At 59.7% G+C, this 16,504-nt stretch carries 18 protein-coding genes; 2 read left to right on the top strand and 16 right to left on the bottom strand.

Annotated elements, in window-relative coordinates:
* Positions 1-291: FCD domain-containing protein (locus tag RMO15_RS29035; protein ID WP_309721308.1), on the top strand; the 291-nt coding region annotated here is incomplete at its 5' end.
* On the opposite strand, the gene rnd is transcribed toward RMO15_RS29035, so the two are convergent.
* Positions 288-1,460 carry a ribonuclease D gene (gene rnd, locus RMO15_RS29040; protein ID WP_309721311.1) on the bottom strand — a complete coding sequence of 391 codons (1,173 nt, stop codon included), beginning with the start codon at positions 1,458-1,460 and terminating at the stop codon, positions 288-290. The two genes, RMO15_RS29035 and rnd, sit on opposite strands and share 4 nt — an antisense overlap.
* A 60-nt stretch (positions 1,461-1,520) precedes the next feature.
* On the opposite strand from rnd, the gene RMO15_RS29045 reads away from it, so the two are divergent.
* The gene (locus RMO15_RS29045; protein WP_309721313.1) at positions 1,521-2,309 is read left to right on the top strand and encodes a TIGR00282 family metallophosphoesterase; all 789 of its coding nucleotides are present in this window, start codon (positions 1,521-1,523) and stop codon (positions 2,307-2,309) included.
* On the opposite strand, the gene RMO15_RS29050 is transcribed toward RMO15_RS29045, so the two are convergent.
* The 15 genes from RMO15_RS29050 to RMO15_RS29120 form a co-directional block, all read right to left on the bottom strand.
* Positions 2,306-3,325 (bottom strand): serine hydrolase domain-containing protein, encoded by a 1,020-nt coding sequence (locus tag RMO15_RS29050; protein ID WP_309721316.1) that lies wholly within the window; start codon positions 3,323-3,325, stop codon positions 2,306-2,308. The genes RMO15_RS29045 and RMO15_RS29050 overlap by 4 nt on opposite strands.
* A gap of 4 nt (positions 3,326-3,329) precedes the next feature.
* A complete protein-coding gene (locus tag RMO15_RS29055) occupies positions 3,330-4,247 on the bottom strand; it encodes a glycoside hydrolase family 43 protein (RefSeq protein ID WP_309721318.1) in 918 nt (305 codons plus the stop codon).
* 617 nt (positions 4,248-4,864) lie between these two features.
* Positions 4,865-5,890: a sialidase family protein gene (locus RMO15_RS29060; RefSeq protein ID WP_309721320.1), complete on the bottom strand. Its 1,026-nt coding sequence runs from the start codon at positions 5,888-5,890 to the stop codon at positions 4,865-4,867.
* Positions 5,880-6,740 (bottom strand): pirin family protein, encoded by an 861-nt coding sequence (locus RMO15_RS29065; RefSeq protein ID WP_309721322.1) that lies wholly within the window; start codon positions 6,738-6,740, stop codon positions 5,880-5,882. Before RMO15_RS29065 ends, RMO15_RS29060 begins: the two co-directional genes overlap by 11 nt.
* Before the next feature lie 21 nt (positions 6,741-6,761).
* Positions 6,762-8,021 (bottom strand): arabinan endo-1,5-alpha-L-arabinosidase, encoded by a 1,260-nt coding sequence (locus tag RMO15_RS29070; protein WP_309721325.1) that lies wholly within the window; start codon positions 8,019-8,021, stop codon positions 6,762-6,764.
* A gap of 1 nt (position 8,022) precedes the next feature.
* A complete protein-coding gene (locus RMO15_RS29075) occupies positions 8,023-8,847 on the bottom strand; it encodes a carbohydrate ABC transporter permease (protein ID WP_309721328.1) in 825 nt (274 codons plus the stop codon).
* The gene (locus RMO15_RS29080; protein WP_309721334.1) at positions 8,844-9,383 is read right to left on the bottom strand and encodes a GNAT family N-acetyltransferase; all 540 of its coding nucleotides are present in this window, start codon (positions 9,381-9,383) and stop codon (positions 8,844-8,846) included. Before RMO15_RS29080 ends, RMO15_RS29075 begins: the two co-directional genes overlap by 4 nt.
* On the bottom strand, positions 9,384-10,277 hold the full coding sequence (locus tag RMO15_RS29085) for a sugar ABC transporter permease (protein ID WP_309721337.1): 894 nt from the start codon (positions 10,275-10,277) through the stop codon (positions 9,384-9,386).
* Entirely contained in the window at positions 10,274-11,560 is a 1,287-nt protein-coding gene (locus tag RMO15_RS29090; RefSeq protein ID WP_309721340.1) for an ABC transporter substrate-binding protein, read from the bottom strand. The genes RMO15_RS29085 and RMO15_RS29090 overlap by 4 nt, the downstream gene beginning before the upstream one ends.
* Before the next feature lie 29 nt (positions 11,561-11,589).
* A complete protein-coding gene (locus tag RMO15_RS29095; RefSeq protein WP_309721342.1) occupies positions 11,590-12,900 on the bottom strand; it encodes a hypothetical protein in 1,311 nt (436 codons plus the stop codon).
* A 193-nt stretch (positions 12,901-13,093) separates the two neighbouring features.
* Positions 13,094-13,843, bottom strand: a complete 750-nt coding sequence (locus tag RMO15_RS29100) for a hypothetical protein (protein ID WP_309721345.1) — start codon at positions 13,841-13,843, stop codon at positions 13,094-13,096.
* 53 nt (positions 13,844-13,896) lie between these two features.
* Positions 13,897-14,256 carry a hypothetical protein gene (locus RMO15_RS29105; protein WP_309721348.1) on the bottom strand — a complete coding sequence of 120 codons (360 nt, stop codon included), beginning with the start codon at positions 14,254-14,256 and terminating at the stop codon, positions 13,897-13,899.
* A 2-nt stretch (positions 14,257-14,258) separates the two neighbouring features.
* Entirely contained in the window at positions 14,259-14,651 is a 393-nt protein-coding gene (hisI, locus tag RMO15_RS29110; RefSeq protein WP_309721351.1) for a phosphoribosyl-AMP cyclohydrolase, read from the bottom strand.
* On the bottom strand, positions 14,648-15,217 hold the full coding sequence (locus RMO15_RS29115; protein ID WP_309721354.1) for a hypothetical protein: 570 nt from the start codon (positions 15,215-15,217) through the stop codon (positions 14,648-14,650). Before RMO15_RS29115 ends, hisI begins: the two co-directional genes overlap by 4 nt.
* Positions 15,218-15,252: 35 nt before the next feature.
* Positions 15,253-16,461: an amidohydrolase family protein gene (locus RMO15_RS29120; RefSeq protein ID WP_309721357.1), complete on the bottom strand. Its 1,209-nt coding sequence runs from the start codon at positions 16,459-16,461 to the stop codon at positions 15,253-15,255.
* Positions 16,462-16,504 lie beyond the last annotated feature (43 nt).

Consider the following 16,504-nt stretch of genomic DNA (forward strand, 5'->3'; position numbering starts at 1 on the left):
GATGGCAACCAGGGAGCGCGGCTCGACAACGATCTCCATTACTACCTGATTGCGTGCGCCCATAGCCCGCTCTTAGAGACTCTCTTTGCCCAGCACGGCGCATACTTCACGGCGCTTTTCGATCACGCCGCCCCTGAGACCCGCATGGAAGAGACCATGGCCGCCCAGCACCGTGCCATCTTAGATGCTCTTTTGGAGCGCGACCTAGACCGTGCCGCCGCCACCCTCGCCGCCCATATTCGTGCCCAGCGCCGCATCGTCGAGACGCTCCTTCGGCAGCTCCGATCTTAGTCGTAGCGGCAGGCGAGCTGGCCTTTTATGGGGTCCCAAACCACCGAGAGGGTGCCTGCGAGTGTGGCTTGCAGCGCCTCGCCCAGTAGCTCGTGACGCCAGCCCGTGAAGAGATTACGCACCGAGGCGGGGTTGCGCTGAATGGCGAGCTGGCGCAGGGCATCCGAAGGGGCGAGCAGCGAGGGGGGCATGTCCTCTTCCATGGCCCGGACTTTTACCACGGCGGAGAGAAGCTCCAAGAGCGCGGCACCGTGCTCATCTAGCGGCGGCGAGGACTCGGTGATGGGCCATAGCTCCTCAGGGACTTCCAGGCCGCGCTGGATCGCCTGAACCAGCTCCTCGGCCTGACGTGTCCCGACGCCATTGACGGCACGCAGCTCCAGCACGGCGGCGGCTGTCTTGGGCTTGCGCTTGGCAAGCTCGACGAGCGGCTCGTCCTTGAGAATCGTCCGACGCGGTTTGTTGCGCCGACGCGCTTCGTCATCGCGCCACAGAGCCAGCTCCTGCAAGACCGCAAGCTCCCGTCGGCTGAGACCCTGCTTGCTACCCACTTTCTTCCAGAGATCCTCGGGCGGCGTGGTCTCTGCGGCAGCGGTCAGGAGGCGCTCGGTGTGCTCCGTGGCCCAGACCGTTCGCCCGCGTCGCTCTAGCCGGGCAGAGAGCCGATCGTGGAGCTGATGGAGGTAGCGCACATCGTCGGCGGCATAGCTACACATCGAAGGGGTCAGTGGGCGACGCGACCAGTCAGAAAAGCCCTCTTCTTTGGAGAGCTTCACTTTCAGCACGGACTGCACCAGTGCGCCGTAGCCAACTTGGGTGCCAAAGCCCGCAAACGCCGCCGCGATCTGGGTGTCAAAAAGGGGAGCAGGAATGTGGCCGAGGAGCGCTGTCAGGATCTCGACATCCTGGCCACCCGCGTGCACGATCTTGAGAATCTGCGGGTCGGTGAAGATCGCGCCAATGGGCCCAAGTCCTCCCAGAGCCTGGACATCCAGCAAGGCAATCATACCATCCACGGTGCCTACTTGAACCAGCTCCAAGACGGGTTCGTAGGTTCGCTCCCGGATAAACTCGGTGTCAATCGCAAGGCGCGGGTCGGTGGCGAGGCGGGCTGCTAGCTCAGTAGAGAGTTTTTCTAGCTCATCGGGGCGGGTCAGGGGGGCAATCACAGAAGCTATTAAACCCTAAACAAGTCTTAAAACGAGCGCACTGGCGTATAATTCGAGGTCATGCGCATTTTATTTCTGGGGGACATTGTCGGAAAGTCGGGTCTAGACGCGGTGACCCAGCACTTGCCAGGGCTACGCAGGGAGCTTAAACCCGAGCTGGTGATTGTCAATGGAGAGAACGCGGCGACCACGGGACGCGGGATCACGGAGCCGATTGTTCGTGAGCTGGTTGCCAGTGGCGCAGATGTCATTACGACGGGTAACCATGCCTGGTCGCGCTCCGATGAGCTCGATATTTTTGAGGAGGAGCCACGGCTTCTACGGCCCGCCAACTACCCACCAGGCGCTCCAGGACGCGGCTGGGGGATCTTTCGGACGCGGCAGGGCAAGCTGATCGGAGTGGCGAACCTGATGGGCCGGGTCACGATGGAGGCGCTTGACGATCCCTTTCGCGCCGCAGATGCCATTATCGCCGAAGTGCTACAGCAGACCCCTCTGCTCTTCTTCGATTTTCACGCCGAGGCCACCAGCGAAAAAGCGGCATTTGGGTGGCACTGCGCCGGTCGCGCGTCCGTGGTCGTGGGCACCCACACCCATGTCCAGACAGCCGATGAGCGCGTTTTGCCTGGCGAGACCGCCTATATCACCGATGTGGGCATGTGTGGCCCGGAGAACTCCGTGATTGGGATGGATATTGAGGTCTCACTGGCACGCTTCCGCACCCAGCTCCCCGTTCGCTCCAAGGTCGCTGAGGGCGCTGCGATCCTCTGCGGGGTTGTCGTGGACATTGATGACACAACAGGCCGCGCCCAGCACATCGAGCGCCTGCGCCGCCCAACTCCATTTTAGCCCTTCAGGTACGGCCCGAGCATCAGTCCAACAACGGCATCGCAGGCCTTCTGGGCCTCTTCGCCCGCGACATTGGTAGCCACGAGCACCGCCAAGTGCTTCTTAGGGGCAACCCAAGTGGTGCAGAAGTTCATGGTGTTGCTACCCGCATGGTTAAGCGCCATGCCACCCGCCCAAGAGCGCTTGGCCACAATCCAGCCGCCTGCATAGTTTCCCCCAAAGAGTGGCGTGGTCAGTGCTTTGATCGTCTCTGGCTTGAGGAGCTTCTGGCGCTCCGGGTCGGCGAAGACTGCCACAAACTTGCCCCACTCCCCAAGCGGGAGGTGCACGCGGCCCGCAGGAGACATGAGAGGCGGATTATCAGCCTTCTCTTTGGGGTCTATCGCCACCAGCTTTTTGTCCTCACGCAGGTGCTGCCAGACGAGGGGAGGTGCCCCAAACCCAGCGCCCGTAATGCCTAGGGGCTTCCAGAGCCGTTCGGCGATCAGGCGCTCCCAGGGCACTGCCGCGAGTTTTTCCGTCAGCATTCCCAGAATCGCATAGCCCGCGTTGGCATACTGGTACTTCCCGACTGTCTCATCGGGGGGAGTTGCCAGGCGCTCGGTGTACCAGAGGGCGCGCTGTCTTTCCATTGGCCCCGTAAAGCGGTGCAGGTAGAGCAAGTTCTTGCCCTTGGGCTCATCCATTGTCAGGCCCGCTCGGTGGGCTAAGAGTGCCTCGATGGTCGTTGTCTTCCAGGCAGCGGGGGTCTCGGCAACGAGCTCTCCTAGAGTGGACTTCCAGCCCAGCTTGCCTTCGTCCACGAGGAGCCCTACCAGAGCGGCTGTCATTGCCTTGGTATCGGAGCCGATGTGGAAGGCATCCGTGGGGAGCGCGGGATCCGTGCCGCCTGCCTTGCGCACTCCCGCCACGAGCACGGTCTGCGGCTTGCCCTCGGCCACCACAACCGCCGCCAGAGCGGGCAGGTCGAACTTTTTGCGAATTGTCTCTAAAGCTTCATCATAGATGTGGATCATGCTTTTAGGATACCCTCGGCGCTCCAAAGACAGGAATATTTCCCTCCCAGTGAAACGTCTGCGCCCGGATCACCCGATCCCACCCGGAGCCCGCGTGCCGTGCACTGTGATAGATAATCCAGTCTTGCTTGTTTTTCTTTCCCTCGCGCACAAACGAGCAGTGCCCCGGCCCAAAGACACTCGCCGTTTTTGCAAAGACGGGCTCCGGGTGCTTTTTCCACGCACTCGGACTGAGCGGATCGCCACCAGCGGCGAGAGTGAGCCGTCCCAGGCAGTAGTCATCGCACCACGAGCCCGCCGCCGAGTAGATCACATGAACCACTCCGTTGCGCTCCAGAACCTGCGGCCCCTCGTTGATCGTCGGGAGCTTGCCCGGCCCGCCACTGCCGCGCTTCTCCCAGGCAAACTCGGGCGACGAAATCTTCACGCGCTCACCGCTGGGGGTAAGCGGATCGGCCATGGGGCAGATATAGAGGTGCTGTGCCGTGTTCTCCGCGCCCTCCCAGCCCGACCAGAGAAAATAGAGCTTTTTTGTCTTGGGATGCACCAGCAGCGTCCCGTCAATGGCCCACCGATCCGGACTCAGCGCCAGCTTCCCCACAGCCACATACGGCCCCAGCAGGCTCGCCGCGTGGAGCGCGATCATCCGGTGGTTTTTATTCTCCCCATCATCGGCGGCGACATAGATATACCAGCGTCCCTGGTAGAGATGCAGCTCAGGTGCCCAGATCTCGCGCGAGAACGGCCCCGACTCTTCTGCCTGCCAGAGCGGTTCAATCACCGCCGTACCCAGCCCCGCCAGCGTCGCTGCCCGCCGAATCGCCACGCCGTTATGGTGGCTATGGCACAGAATAAACTGTCCGTCGTGGTGAATTACCCAAGGGTCCGCCCCGGCGCAAATTGGGTTTAAGAGACTGCTCATAGTACTAACAGGATACCAGAGCCACTGTGCAACTGTCTTCGTTTCCCTGTGTCTCACCTCTAGAATGAAACGTTTTTGCCTTACTCTTGTGATCCTAATTAGCCTACTCCCTGTCGCCTGCCTCGCCCAACATGGGGGCTTCACAGGCGGCGGGTTCCATGGAGGAGGATTTTACGGAGGCAGAGGAGGAGGTCATGGGGGTGGGTTAAACCAAGACGAAAACCGGGTAGCTCTAGCCATCGCCGGCTTTGCTCTTCTGGGAATGATCGGAATTTTCACTTGGGCAGACCATAAACAAAGAAGAGTCGGGGTTCTACGGATTGTGGCAGTCCCTTCTGGGGAAGCTCCTGAGGCGATTCGTAGAGCCTGGGTCGGTGTAGCGATCCCATTGCGGCGGGCAGTGAGTCAACCCGTCACCCAAGACACGATTGGAGTGCTCTCGAAAGAAAAAACGGGGCGTATGACAGGCTACGCTCTCACCGGCTCAGAGGCCGTCGAAGCACTTAGAGCGCGGAACCAGAAAGCAGCTACGTGGTGGGAAGACAACGCCCCACATGTCCTCGCTCCAGGGTATATCTTGCTGTTTCCCACGGAAGTATGTGAGACAGAGCTATTCTCTAAAGTATTAGCCCCTGAAGTGCATCTTCGGCGAAGTTGAGCCAGTGGGCATGGAGTTTGTTCTTAGGGAGCGCAATGAGGCCGGGGAGATAGTTTCGGTGACCGCCAGAAAAGAGAGTCTTGGGGACGCTCCACGTTGCGCCGCCATCGTGGCTGAGGGAGAGCTTGATGTCTAGGTGGAGCTTGGCGGCAGGGGTGCCGGGCTTGTCGGGCGTGGCTTGGGCTTCATCGGTGCCGAAGATGCAGGCCAGCGTGCCGTCGGTGCGCTTTGCCAAAAACGGGGAGAGGGCCATGTGGGGGCGCTGTGGCGCTTGAAAGAGCAGGCGGCGGGGTGCCCACATCTGCCCGTCGTCGTCGCTGGTGACATACCGAATCACGCCCGGATGGGGTGACTGGGTATCCACACTCTCCAGAGCGCAGACCAGGCGCTTCCCGACACTCACCACGGTTCCCATGCCATCACGCGAGAGTTTTTCATCTTCCGCACGACTGACCACAACCGGCTCGCCCCAGGTCTTTGTTTTTGCTTCCCAGAACCGTCCCATGAGCCACTGATGCCCCACAAAGCCACGCAAAAACGGCGTGTTCTCGTCGTCGTAAAGGCATAAGAGCCGTCCCCCAGGCGTCTCAAACAGAAACGGAGCCCAGAGCCCACGGCTCGGGCCACCAAGCTCGGTGACGGTGTGAGCCGTGACTTTCGAGTGGGATTTCCAGCTCCTGCCGCTATCTGTGCTCTGGTAGACCTCGATGGCATAGGCTCTCTGAGCGGGGTGGTTGTGGCGGCAGGCATAGAGCAGGCCATAACGCTTGCTATCCAAAAAGGCACCATCCCCCAGATCCGTGGTCGTATCTGGGTCACGAATCACGGCGAAGGGCTCGCCCCAGGTCTTTCCCAAGTCCGTGCTCTGCGACGCCAGCACGGTTATCCCATCTTTGCTGTGCTCCGTCCGTGCCCCCAGGAGCGCTCCGTTGCGCCGCCGGATCGCCCCCCGTGTGACTGGGATTTTCCACGGGCTACTGTACAAAGGTTCCGTTTTCCAGATCGCGCACCACCTGACCAATCTGACTGACCGTGTTCATCACGGAGGAGCGGTACTGAAAAACGGGCTCGCGGAGGGGCGTGGCGCAAACCAGGATAAACCGTGCCTCGGCATCTTTGGGAGCAGTAGCGAGAATTTCTTCGGTCTCGGATTCGGTGATCTCTTCATCGGCAAAGATCGCGAGGTGCCCCGCCGTAACCTCGCGCTCGCCCAAGTGCACACTGCCCTGGTAGACATAGGCAAAGGCGGTCTGCGAGCGGGGCGCGGGCAGGTGCACCGAAGTGCCTGCGGGCAGTGTCACCACAAGATAGGTCGCCTGGATACCAGTTCGTGTCACCGGCCCCTGCACGCCGCTGAGCTCACCTGCGACCACCTGAACGGACACACCACCGGGAAAAGCCACCTCGGGAATTTCGGTGCTTGCAACGGCCTGGTACTCGGGGGGCGTGAGCTTCTGAGCCGCCGGAAGATTGAACCAGACCTGGAGCGCCTCGCTGCCCTGCTCGCCTGCTTGCAAGTACTCCTCGTGGAAGATCCCGCTGCCCGCACGCATCCACTGTACCCCGCCTTCACCGACCTGGCTATCACTGCCCAGAGAGTCGCGGTGCTTCACCCAGCCTTTCACCACATAGGTCAGGGTCTCAATCCCTCGGTGGGGATGGCGGGGAAAACCCAAGCTTGGCTCCGGTGCGGGGGAGACATGAAGGTGATCGAGTAGGAGGAATGGATCGAGTAAGACAAGGCGCTCGCTCCCCAGAGAGCGCAGGATTCGTACACCGACGGCCTCCGCCGCTTCGGTGGGCTCTGCGACTAAGGCAACTGGTCGAATAGACATGACTCTATTTTACCGATTTCTCTACGCAACCCGGCGGCCTCGGAGAGCCTGACCTTGCTGATTGGTTCCCTGGTAGGTGGCGAAGTCTTTAGCCACGATGAGCTTATCTTGCCAGGCTCCCCCTGGTGCTTTTGTGTCGGGCCAGTGAAGTGTCACCATGAGGCCCTCGGAGCTCCACGTGCCGCCCGGTGCACTTGTGGTGCCGTCGGCCTTGAAGGTGAGCATCGTCGCCGCGCCGCCCTGAGGCGTATGCTCCCAGGCCCCGATCAAGCCAGTCCACTTGGGCGGCTTGGGCTGATCCTTCAGGCTCGGCCAGCCACTTCGATCCCAGCGCAGCTCAGACATAAACAGCGTCGGGATGCCGTTGTTCTCCGCGTCGTAGGCGTGGCAGAGAAACGTATCGCCCACCACGGCGCAGTGCCCCGGCCCGCGCCAGCGCCCTTGTCCTTGAGAAACCACGGTTCCGCCGCCCTGCAAGAGCGGCTTGCTCTCGTGGTCAAGATACGGCCCTTCGATTTTTTTGGAGCGCCCGACGACACTTTTATAGGTGCTGTTGACTCCCCGACAACAAAAATCATGGCTGACAAATACGTAGTACCAGCCGCCGCGCTGGGTGATAAACGGAGCCTCAATTGCCGTGGAGCCGGGCCGGGCCGCGATACACTTGGGCTCCGAGGCAGGCTTGCCGGTCTTTGGGTCGAGCTTGAGCAAGAAAATCCCTTGCCAGAACGAGCCAAAGCTCAGCCAGGGCGTGCCGTCTTTCTCGACAAAAATATTGGGGTCAATCGCGTTGTAGGGATCGCCTTTTAGGGAAGTAAAGACCGGGCCATCGTCGCGCCAGCCGTCGCCGCCGAGCTTTTCGCAGCTCGCCACCCCAATGGCCGAGCGCTGGCTTCCAAAGGTCGAGACGGAGTAAAAGAGCCGCCAGCGTCCGCCCCAAAACGAGATATCCGGTGCCCAAGGGTTGCGCGTACCGGGAACAAGCTCTTTGTGCCAGGCGGGAAGTGTCGTAAAGATCTCTTTGACGTACTTCCAGCTCACGCCATCGTCGGAGATACGGTAGGGAATTCCGTTGCCTGTTGCAAAAAGATGCCACTTGCCCTCACTCTTTGCTAGTACGGGATCGTGGACATGCTGGATGTCGCCAGAAAGGCCCTCACCCCCGGCCCCTCTCCCAATAACGCGCCCTTCGGGTGGGAGAGGGGGAAACCCACTTCTTACTCCCCTCCCTTTCCCGTTATCGGGAGGGAGGGGCTGGGGGAGGGAGGGGAAGTCTTTCATCCTATTCTTTCAGCCCCGAGGCGGCCATTCCCGCGAGGATGTGGCGCTGGAAGATAAGAAAAGCAAGAATGGTGGGGAGGGTGCACAGGACGCCCGCCGCGAGCGTGAGACCGTACTCACTGGCGTAGCTGCTCTGAAACAGCGCGACTCCCACGGGGAGCGTGTAGTGATCCACGGAGTCTAGATAGACCAGCGGGCCCAGAAAGTCGTTCCAGGAGCCCACAAAGGTGAAGATCGCCAGCGCGGCTAGCGGCGATTTTGAGAGCGGGATAATCACGTTCCAGAAGATCCCAAAGCGCGAGCAACCGTCCAGCTCTGCGGCCTCTTCCAGCTCGCGCGGGATGCCTGTAAAGAAGCTATGGAGCATGAAGAAGCCAAACGCGCCGCCGCCTGCGGGGACAATCAGCGCCAGCGGCGAGTCGAGCCAGTGGAGGGCGTTGAGCTCCAGATAGACCGGCACCAGCAGAATCTGCCCCGGCACCATGAGCGTCCCAATGACCACCGGAAAGACCCATTTTTTGCCCGGTAGCTCCAGCCGAGAGAACGCATAGGCCGAGAGCGACGCCACGCAGAGCACGAGCAGCGTGGTCGCCGAGGAGATCCCCAGGGAGTTCAGAAACCAGCGTAGGAGGGGGATCTCTTCGGGCGTGCCTAGGACTTCCTGGAAGTTAGCCAGCGTGGGCTGCTTGGGCAGGATGCTCTCAAACTTAATCACCTCACCATCGGGCTTGAACGACGTGATAAAGATCATCGCCACGGGAAAGACAAAGATCAGGGCGGCAATGGCAATCAGCAGCTCCGCAGGCGAGAGTTTTCGTCGTTTCACTTGCGTTTCCACTCCCGCGCCAGCAAGCCGTAAAGAGCGCTATCGGAGATCTCTCCTGCGACGCACCAGCGCTCGCGCAGATAGCCGTCGCGCTCAAAGCCTAGGCGCTCCAGAAGCTTATGAGAGCCGACGTTGCGCGGGTCAATATCAGCCTCTAGGCGACGCAGTCCCAGAGTCGTGAAGGCGTAGTCAATCGCCAGTACGACCGCCTCAGAGGCAAGCCCTTGGCCCCAGTGTGGCCTGCCGAGGAGGTAGCCGATCTCCGCGCGGCCATTGTTTAGGTCAATTCTATAGAGTGAGCAGGTGCCTAGTAGCGCGTTGCCGGTGCGCTGTGCAATGCCCCAGGCTAGATACCCCGCCTCGGGGCTCCCCTCCTGCGCCTCAGTCAGGAGCTTTTGTGCCTGCGCAACCTCGGTGTAAGCGGGCCATGCCCAGTAGCGCATGGCCTCCGGGTCGGAGTAGTAGGAAAAGAGCGCCTGCGTGTCGGTATCCGTCAGAGAGCGTAGACAGACGCGCTCACCCATCAGTATCTCCATCTACTTTTTCTCCCGCATCAGCCGGAACTGAATGACTGAAAAGACGGCAATCACCAAAAAGAGCAGCCAGGAGATCGCGGCGGCGTAGCCCATGCGGTAGTTGTTAAACGCCGTGTCGTAGATGTACTGCACCAGGGTTCGGGTCGAGAGCTCGGGGCCGCCACGGGTGATCATGAAGACCTGGCCGAAGACTTGAAAAGAGCCAACGATATTCATCACCATCGAGAAGAGCAGCACCGGGCGCAGGAGCGGTAAGGTGATCTTAAAGAACGCCTGGGTTCCCGTGGCACCGTCTATGGCGGCGGCCTCATGGTAAGAATTAGGGATGTTCTGGATCGCGGCCAGAAAGACCAGCATCGGCCCACCCAGAGTCCACCAGAGGGTCATGATCACAATGGCGGGCATCGCCCAGTTGACATCGGAAAGCCAAGCGATCTTGATGCCAAAAAACTTGTTCAGATAGGCATTAAAAAGCCCAAACTCCGTGTTGTAGAACCAGCGCCAGAGCAGACCGACCACACTCACCGTCAGCAGGTGCGGCAGGTAGCACAGCGCCCGCCAAAAAGCGCGGCGCTTCTCGTTCACCTGGGAGAGGCCAACGGCTAGGAGTAGAGCGAAGAGAATCGTCGTCGGAACCGCCATAAGAACAAAGCGCACCGTCGCCCAGAGCGCCTTGTAGACATACTCGTCCTTGAGCGCTTCCTGGTAGTTGGCAGATCCCACAAACTGCGCGGGGCGTGCGGTGAGAATATCCCAGCGAAAGAGGCTCAGCCCCAGGCCAAAGAGCAACGGCCCTAGCACAAAGGCGGCAAAGAGGATCAAGTGCGGCGCGGCAAAGAGCCAGCCCGACGCCGCCCCCCTAGCCCCCGCCCGGTGGGGGGATTTCTTTGTCATGGCGTCGCCTCCCGCTTGATGATCGCATTGACCCGTTTCTCAGCAGCGGCGAGGGCATCTTCCGGGCTGGCCTTGCCGCGCAGAATTTTTTCCACCGCCAAGTTGTACTCCGTCTGGTACTCGAAGATAAAGGGCAGGCGCGGCTGGTACTGTACAAACGAGATTTGCTTCGCAAAGGCGCTCTGCACCGCCATTTTTTCAAAACGCTCAGTCTTGCGCAGGCTTGGGCGGGTTGGGATCTGGCCACCGTCGGCCCAGTCGAGGCTGTTGTCGGAGAGAAAGCGCATGAACTTCCAGGCCGCCTGCTGCTTGTCAAGCGTGAGGCCCGACTTCAGGCAGAGATTATGGGAGTCCGCCCAGACCGCTGCACGATCGGCCACTTGCGGCACGGGAGCACCCGCAAAGTCGAGGTCTTTCTGCTTCTGGAGATCCGCGAGCATGTAGATACCCTCAAAGACCATCCCGACGCGCCCCTGACGAAACCCGATCCAGGAGTCAATGTTCTCTGGCGAAGGCACGAGGCCATCTTTGATAAGCTCACGGCAGAAGCGTAGCGCGGCGATATTTTCAGGGCTACTCAGCGTGCAGCGCGAGTAGTCCGGGGTAAAGGGCGAGCCGCCAAACTGCTTGAGAAACGTGTAAGTGCAGGTCTCGAAGTTGGTAAAGACGTAGCCCCACTGATCGGGCTCACCGTTTTTACCCGGCTTCTTGATGCGGCGCATCGCCTCCAGAAACTCCGCGCGGTTGGTCGGCGGCTTCTCAGGATCAAGCCCCGCGTCGCGGAAGAGCTTGCGGTTGTAGTACATGCCCATCGCATGCACATCGAGCGGGAGGCCAAAGTGACTTCCCTCCACGTTTGCCGCCTCCCAGACATTGGGATCCAGGTCATTTGTGGCCGCAGGAAAGTCACCTAGCAATGGATCGAGCGGCGCGGCAAAGCCCGCGCGAGCGAATCGCAGGAGCGCACGGGTGTGTAGCACAAAGACCTCAGGGGCGCGGCCACCCAGCCCACCGACGAAGAGCTTGTTGTAGTAGGTGCCCCAGTCCATCCGCTGCATCAGCACCGTGATCTCCGGGTTTTCCTCGTTAAAGCGCCGGACAAGCCGGAGCATCGTGCGTCCATCGGGGCCGGTAAAGCCATTCCAGAAGCGTATGATGGTGCGTGCACTGCTCCGTCCACAGCCAGCAAGTGGGGCCAGTGCCATGAACTTTAGAAACTGTCGCCGTGGAAATTGTGGAACCTGTCTTGAATGAGCCGTCGTTGTCTCGTTTTTTGAAAACACCTTTAAAATTATACCGGCGATTTGCCCCGCTAGCCCAGAACCACTCCCGCCCGTCGCTCTAGCTCCTCCAAAAGCTCATGGAGCGCGGCGAGGTTTGCGCTCCAGCGAAGAGGCCGCTTTCCGTCGTTGGTCTCGATGTAGTAGCCCAGATCATCGCGGCCGAGAGCGGCAATGTCCTCGAAAAATACCCGCCGCTGCCCCCAGAGCCCGTGGCCTGTTAAGCTCTCCCGATCCAGCACGAGCCGCGCCGTCTTGTAGCGCCAGAGTAGAAACAGCCAGACGAAAATACCAGCGAGGGCAAATCCCGCGATGACACTCAGCTCACCAAAAGGTAAGTCGCGTAGATCCAGCCCGTAGCGTAGCCACATCCATACAATTGCGCCTGCACCGAGGGCACAAAAAATCGGCACGCTCCAGAGCAAGCCCAGCCCACCCCGATTTCCCCGCGTCCGGTAGTGAAATGTCCGCTTCCCACCATCCCACTCGGTCGAGACGAGGGTATCGTTGAGTCGGGGACGAGGCACGGCACTCACTACCTGCGGCGCATAGAGGGCGATCATACTGCGAAACAGGCTTTGGTTGTTGAGGGCGGTGTTAAACGTGATCACCCCCTTGGTCGTTTGCAGCGTCCCGCCGTAGAGAATGGCACCATTAGCCTGAAGTGTTTTCGCACTTGCCGTCTCCAGCTCGCTCCAGGCAAGATGCTGCGGCTCACCGTCGCGCCAGAACGTAAGGCCCTGCTCGTCCAGTTCAAAGCGCTCCTGATGGTCAATCCGCTTCCGAATGTCTCGGATAGCACGACGGGTATCTCGGATGATCTGAAAACCTCCGAACGAGCACATTCCCCCAAACATGAGAACCAACGCTCGGGCTGCATTTATTTGGTCGGGACGTCGCTCCAGAACAGCAAGCGTGACAACCCCACCAAACAGTACTATCATCAAAACAGCAGAAGCTGTGAGTGCTTTTTTCTGCGCCCGAATTGCGTTTTCGGAGTAGGTAAAGGTGTGGGTTCCCTGGATCGTGCCCTCTTTACCACGGATCAGCCAGCCGCTTGCCTTTGCGCCTTTCGCGTGCTCCACCACCCAGGCTTCCAGACGCTTGAGATCATTCCAGTCGCTGCCGAACTTGAGCTTTCTACCATCTCGTAAAAGTATATGACTGCTGGCTCCCCAGTTTTTATCCACCACACGAAAGTAGTCTGTCACATCGTCCCAGGCGGCGCTCTGCAATGGGCCAAGGGTCTTTCGCCAGCGCAGACCGTAGGCATCGGCGATAACAGTAGTGCGAAGGCTGTAGAGGAGAGCAAATACGCCTCCGGGTAAGAGAATAGGAAGCATGAACCAGCCGCTTTGACCCTTTTTATCTGGGATTAGACATAAGAACGAGAAGACAAGGCAAAAAACAGCGAGAAAGAGGGCTGCTCGTGGAGGAGTGGCGGCGATACGCTGAGGCCCAGCTTTTTGCTCCGGGCCTTGCTTCTGGAGACTCATGTCCTCTCCGACCCTGCAAACTTGGTTTAGGTTGCAGGTTTTACGCGGCGTAGATCGTGTCGCGGTTCTGAAGATGGCCTTTGAGGATTTTTCGCGAGACGGGCAACTTGCCATCTACCACGCCCAGCGCTTTGTCCATCGCGATAAACTTCTCGGCGTTCTGCGGGCTTTTCTCCCCGATCACGACTTTCTGGGTGTAGAGCGTGTGGTCAAACTCCTCGCGGGGGTGCACCTGACCATCGTGGATGTGGAGGGTCGGGAAGAACAGCGAGCCGCCCATGCGCGTGTCGAACTCAAAGGCCATCGGGTGCACGCTCGCGCCGTTCTTTGCCGCCGCCTTGAGCTGAAAGACAGCAAAGCCGTAGCGCCGGTAGCTAGGAAGCTGATCCCAGACACTGGCAGGGAGCACAAAGCGCGGATCGAGCCGGGTAAAATCAGCGATCGTCGGCACAAAGCTCGCCACAAAATCCCCGACCTCCGCCACCGGTAGCGGTTCGGGCAGCGCAGCCACCGGAGGGGGAATACTTCCTGCCCCAAAGCTCCCACGGCTGGCTTTTGGAACAGGGAAGCCTTTCTTGAGGTCGTCGAAGAAGCTGGCGTACTCTTTGAGGTTCACAAAGCGCACGGCATCGGGCTTACCCTGGATCACAGGGATCGGCAGGATCATCGCGACAGGCTTCTGCGCCTTCCAGTTCATCTGATAGACCACAAACTGAGTTCCCTTGCTCGTCAGCCGCGCAAAAATCCGCGTGTTGGTCACGCTCTCCACCGCACCAGAAAAACAACACATAAGATAAGTCCTCCACTGCGTTGGACTCAGAGTTGAGCAGGAGGCTTCATTCATTAATCCCAGCGAGCAAAGCAGCGCGGACACTGCTTTGCCCGGCAGGTTCGGCAGAGAGCATGACAGCTTGGACAGAGGTTCATCCAGCTCTCACCATGCTCTGCTATCACGTGCTTCAAAGTTTGCTTATAAAACGCCTCAGGGCCATCTGTAAGCAAAGCCCAAACAGCCTCGCTTTGCTCTTGGAATTGCTCCTGAAACTGCCGACGTAGCCGCTCTTGAATAAGTGAACTGAGATTGCTCTGAATTGCCCCTTGAATCGCAAGAACCTCGCAAGCAACTTGCTCTGTCTCAGTGAGAAACTCGGATGCTTCCCAGTACAAGTACTTTTCCAATGAGACAGTGCCGTAATCGGGCATGACTATTTCTTGCCGTAGAGGGCTTCGGGGTCGGTAAGAACGGGGGCGATCTCGGCCCACTCGCCGCTCGTTTCTTGTGCTTCGCGGTAGTAGCAGGACTCGTGGCCCGTGTGACAGGTGGGGCCGATGGGCTCGGCGAGGATCAGAAGCGAGTTATTCTCGCAGTTGACGCGAATTGAGCGCACTTGCAGAAACATCCCGCTGGTCTCGCCCTTGAGCCAGAACTTCTGACGTGAGCGGCTCCAGAAACATACTTTGCACTCGCTCACGGTACGCAGGAGCGAGTCGTGGTTCATGAAGCCCAGCATCAGGACGGTCTGGTTGTTCACATCCTGCACAATCGCGGGGATCAGCCCGTTTTCGTCGAATTTCAGTTGTTCAATGGGAAAGCTCATGCGTTTTTTTTACGTTCCGGGAGGTTGCGTGGCTGACGTCGTGCGACGAGCCAGAGTGCTTCATCGTAGCCATCACCAAAGTCTACGCGGGTGATGTCACGACAGGCGAATTTCTGAATTTCTCCCCACTCCGCCCCACGGGAGACTACCTGAAAGTGTACCTTCTTTTTCTCAAAGCCCACCACGCGCCCGATGTGAAACGCGCCGCCCTCGCGCTCTTGAAACACTTCGAGCAGGGGAAAGTGCGCTCCCACCGACGAGAGCAGGCCGGGCATGTCCACCAGCAAGAGGTCAAGCTGAGGCTTGGGACGCTCCCCGAGCAGCTTGAGTGCGACCGGAGCGAAGGTCTCGTCTTCCACACACTCCTCAATATCTTTGATGCGAATGGCCGTGTAGCCGTTGAGGCGCATCGTGCCCGCATTCAGCACATGGAGCAGCACCAGGGTGTCTGAGGCTCCCACCACAAAACCGCGCCAAGGCCGCGTGTCATAGCCACGCCGGAGCCAGATCAGGCTCTCGGTGGTATAGGCCAGCTCTAGGACACGAATGATCTCACTACGTTTCATATGACGAACCTCCTACTCTCTTTATCGCACACGGATTAGGGCAGATTAAAACAGGCTGCCTGATTGCCGCCCATCCACCGGGCCGCAATCGAAATTGTCTGCTTCTCGGTGAGGAGCGCTTCGTCTACCTCGGCTTGTAGCGCCCGTGTCAGCCAGGTGCGTGCCTGGAACGCATAGCTCACGCTGGCATTGGGCCAGAACGAGTCGCCGCCAAAGGCAAAGAGCTTGTTGGCAGGAACTGCGTGGACAGCATGGCGGACAAAGTCGCGGGTGGCGTACGGGTCAATACTCCAAGCCCAGCACAGATCCAGGAAAACATTGGGAAAGTGCTTGGCGAGGGCGAGCTGCTCGTGGCCGTAGGGATAGCTGGTGTGCATGAGGACAAACCGCGCTTTCGGGTAGGCACGCAGAAGCCCCGTCAGCAACCCCGACGGTACGCGCTCGATGGGCATGTAGCTATGGCCCGCATAGTAGCCCGTGTGGATTTTTACGGGAAGCTCGTGACGGATCGCCTCCTCAATACACCGCGCAAACATCCAGTCGCCCAGCGCGAGTTTTTCCGCCTCGGTGGGCTCAGACTTGCCCAAAAGCGGCGCGATCTCGCTGTCGGTGCGCTCTTGCCAGAGCAGCGTCCGGTTATAGGCGTGCTGGCTCTTGACCGCAATCGCCTTGGGAGCCCACTGCGCGAAGCCCTTTCCGATGTGCTCGCGAACGGCCTCAGGCGTCGTGCAGCCCTCGGGCACGTTGCCCTGTGCTAGTCCGACCACGCTGATATCGTACTGGAAGAAGCCGTCGTCGCTGGGCTCACAGTCCCAGCGGAAGTCGTCTATCTGGACATAGGAAAGATTCGCAATATCTCGCAGTAAGCGCAGCCGCTCGCAGGGTTTGCGAAAGCCTTCGGCAAGTTTCTGCGCCGCCGGAAGTGCCTCGGGGACGATCTCATCCAGCCCATAGACGCGCTTTGCTGTCAGCCTTACGCCCTCGCCGTAGCCTGTGTGCTGGATCGCCTCCCAGGCAGCGCGAACGCCTATGAAACGCCCCGCAAGATCGGGGTCGCTGGCATCGCCAAGCCGCTTTAGCGCCTCAGGTGTGGCTCCCGCTACCCGCAGATCGGCCTGTGTGTAGTGATCGAACAAGTCCTGCAAGACATCCGGCGACTCGGCGAGAAACTTCGCCTCGCTGTGAAGATGCTCATGGGTATCTGCCAGTGGTGTTGCGGCGATAAAAGCAGCTAGATCCGTCATTGATTTTCCTCAGAGCACCCGCCGATTAAAAGCGGCGTCTCAA

It is taken from the genome of Armatimonas sp., assembly GCF_031410135.1.
GTDB lineage: Bacteria > Armatimonadota > Armatimonadia > Armatimonadales > Armatimonadaceae > Armatimonas.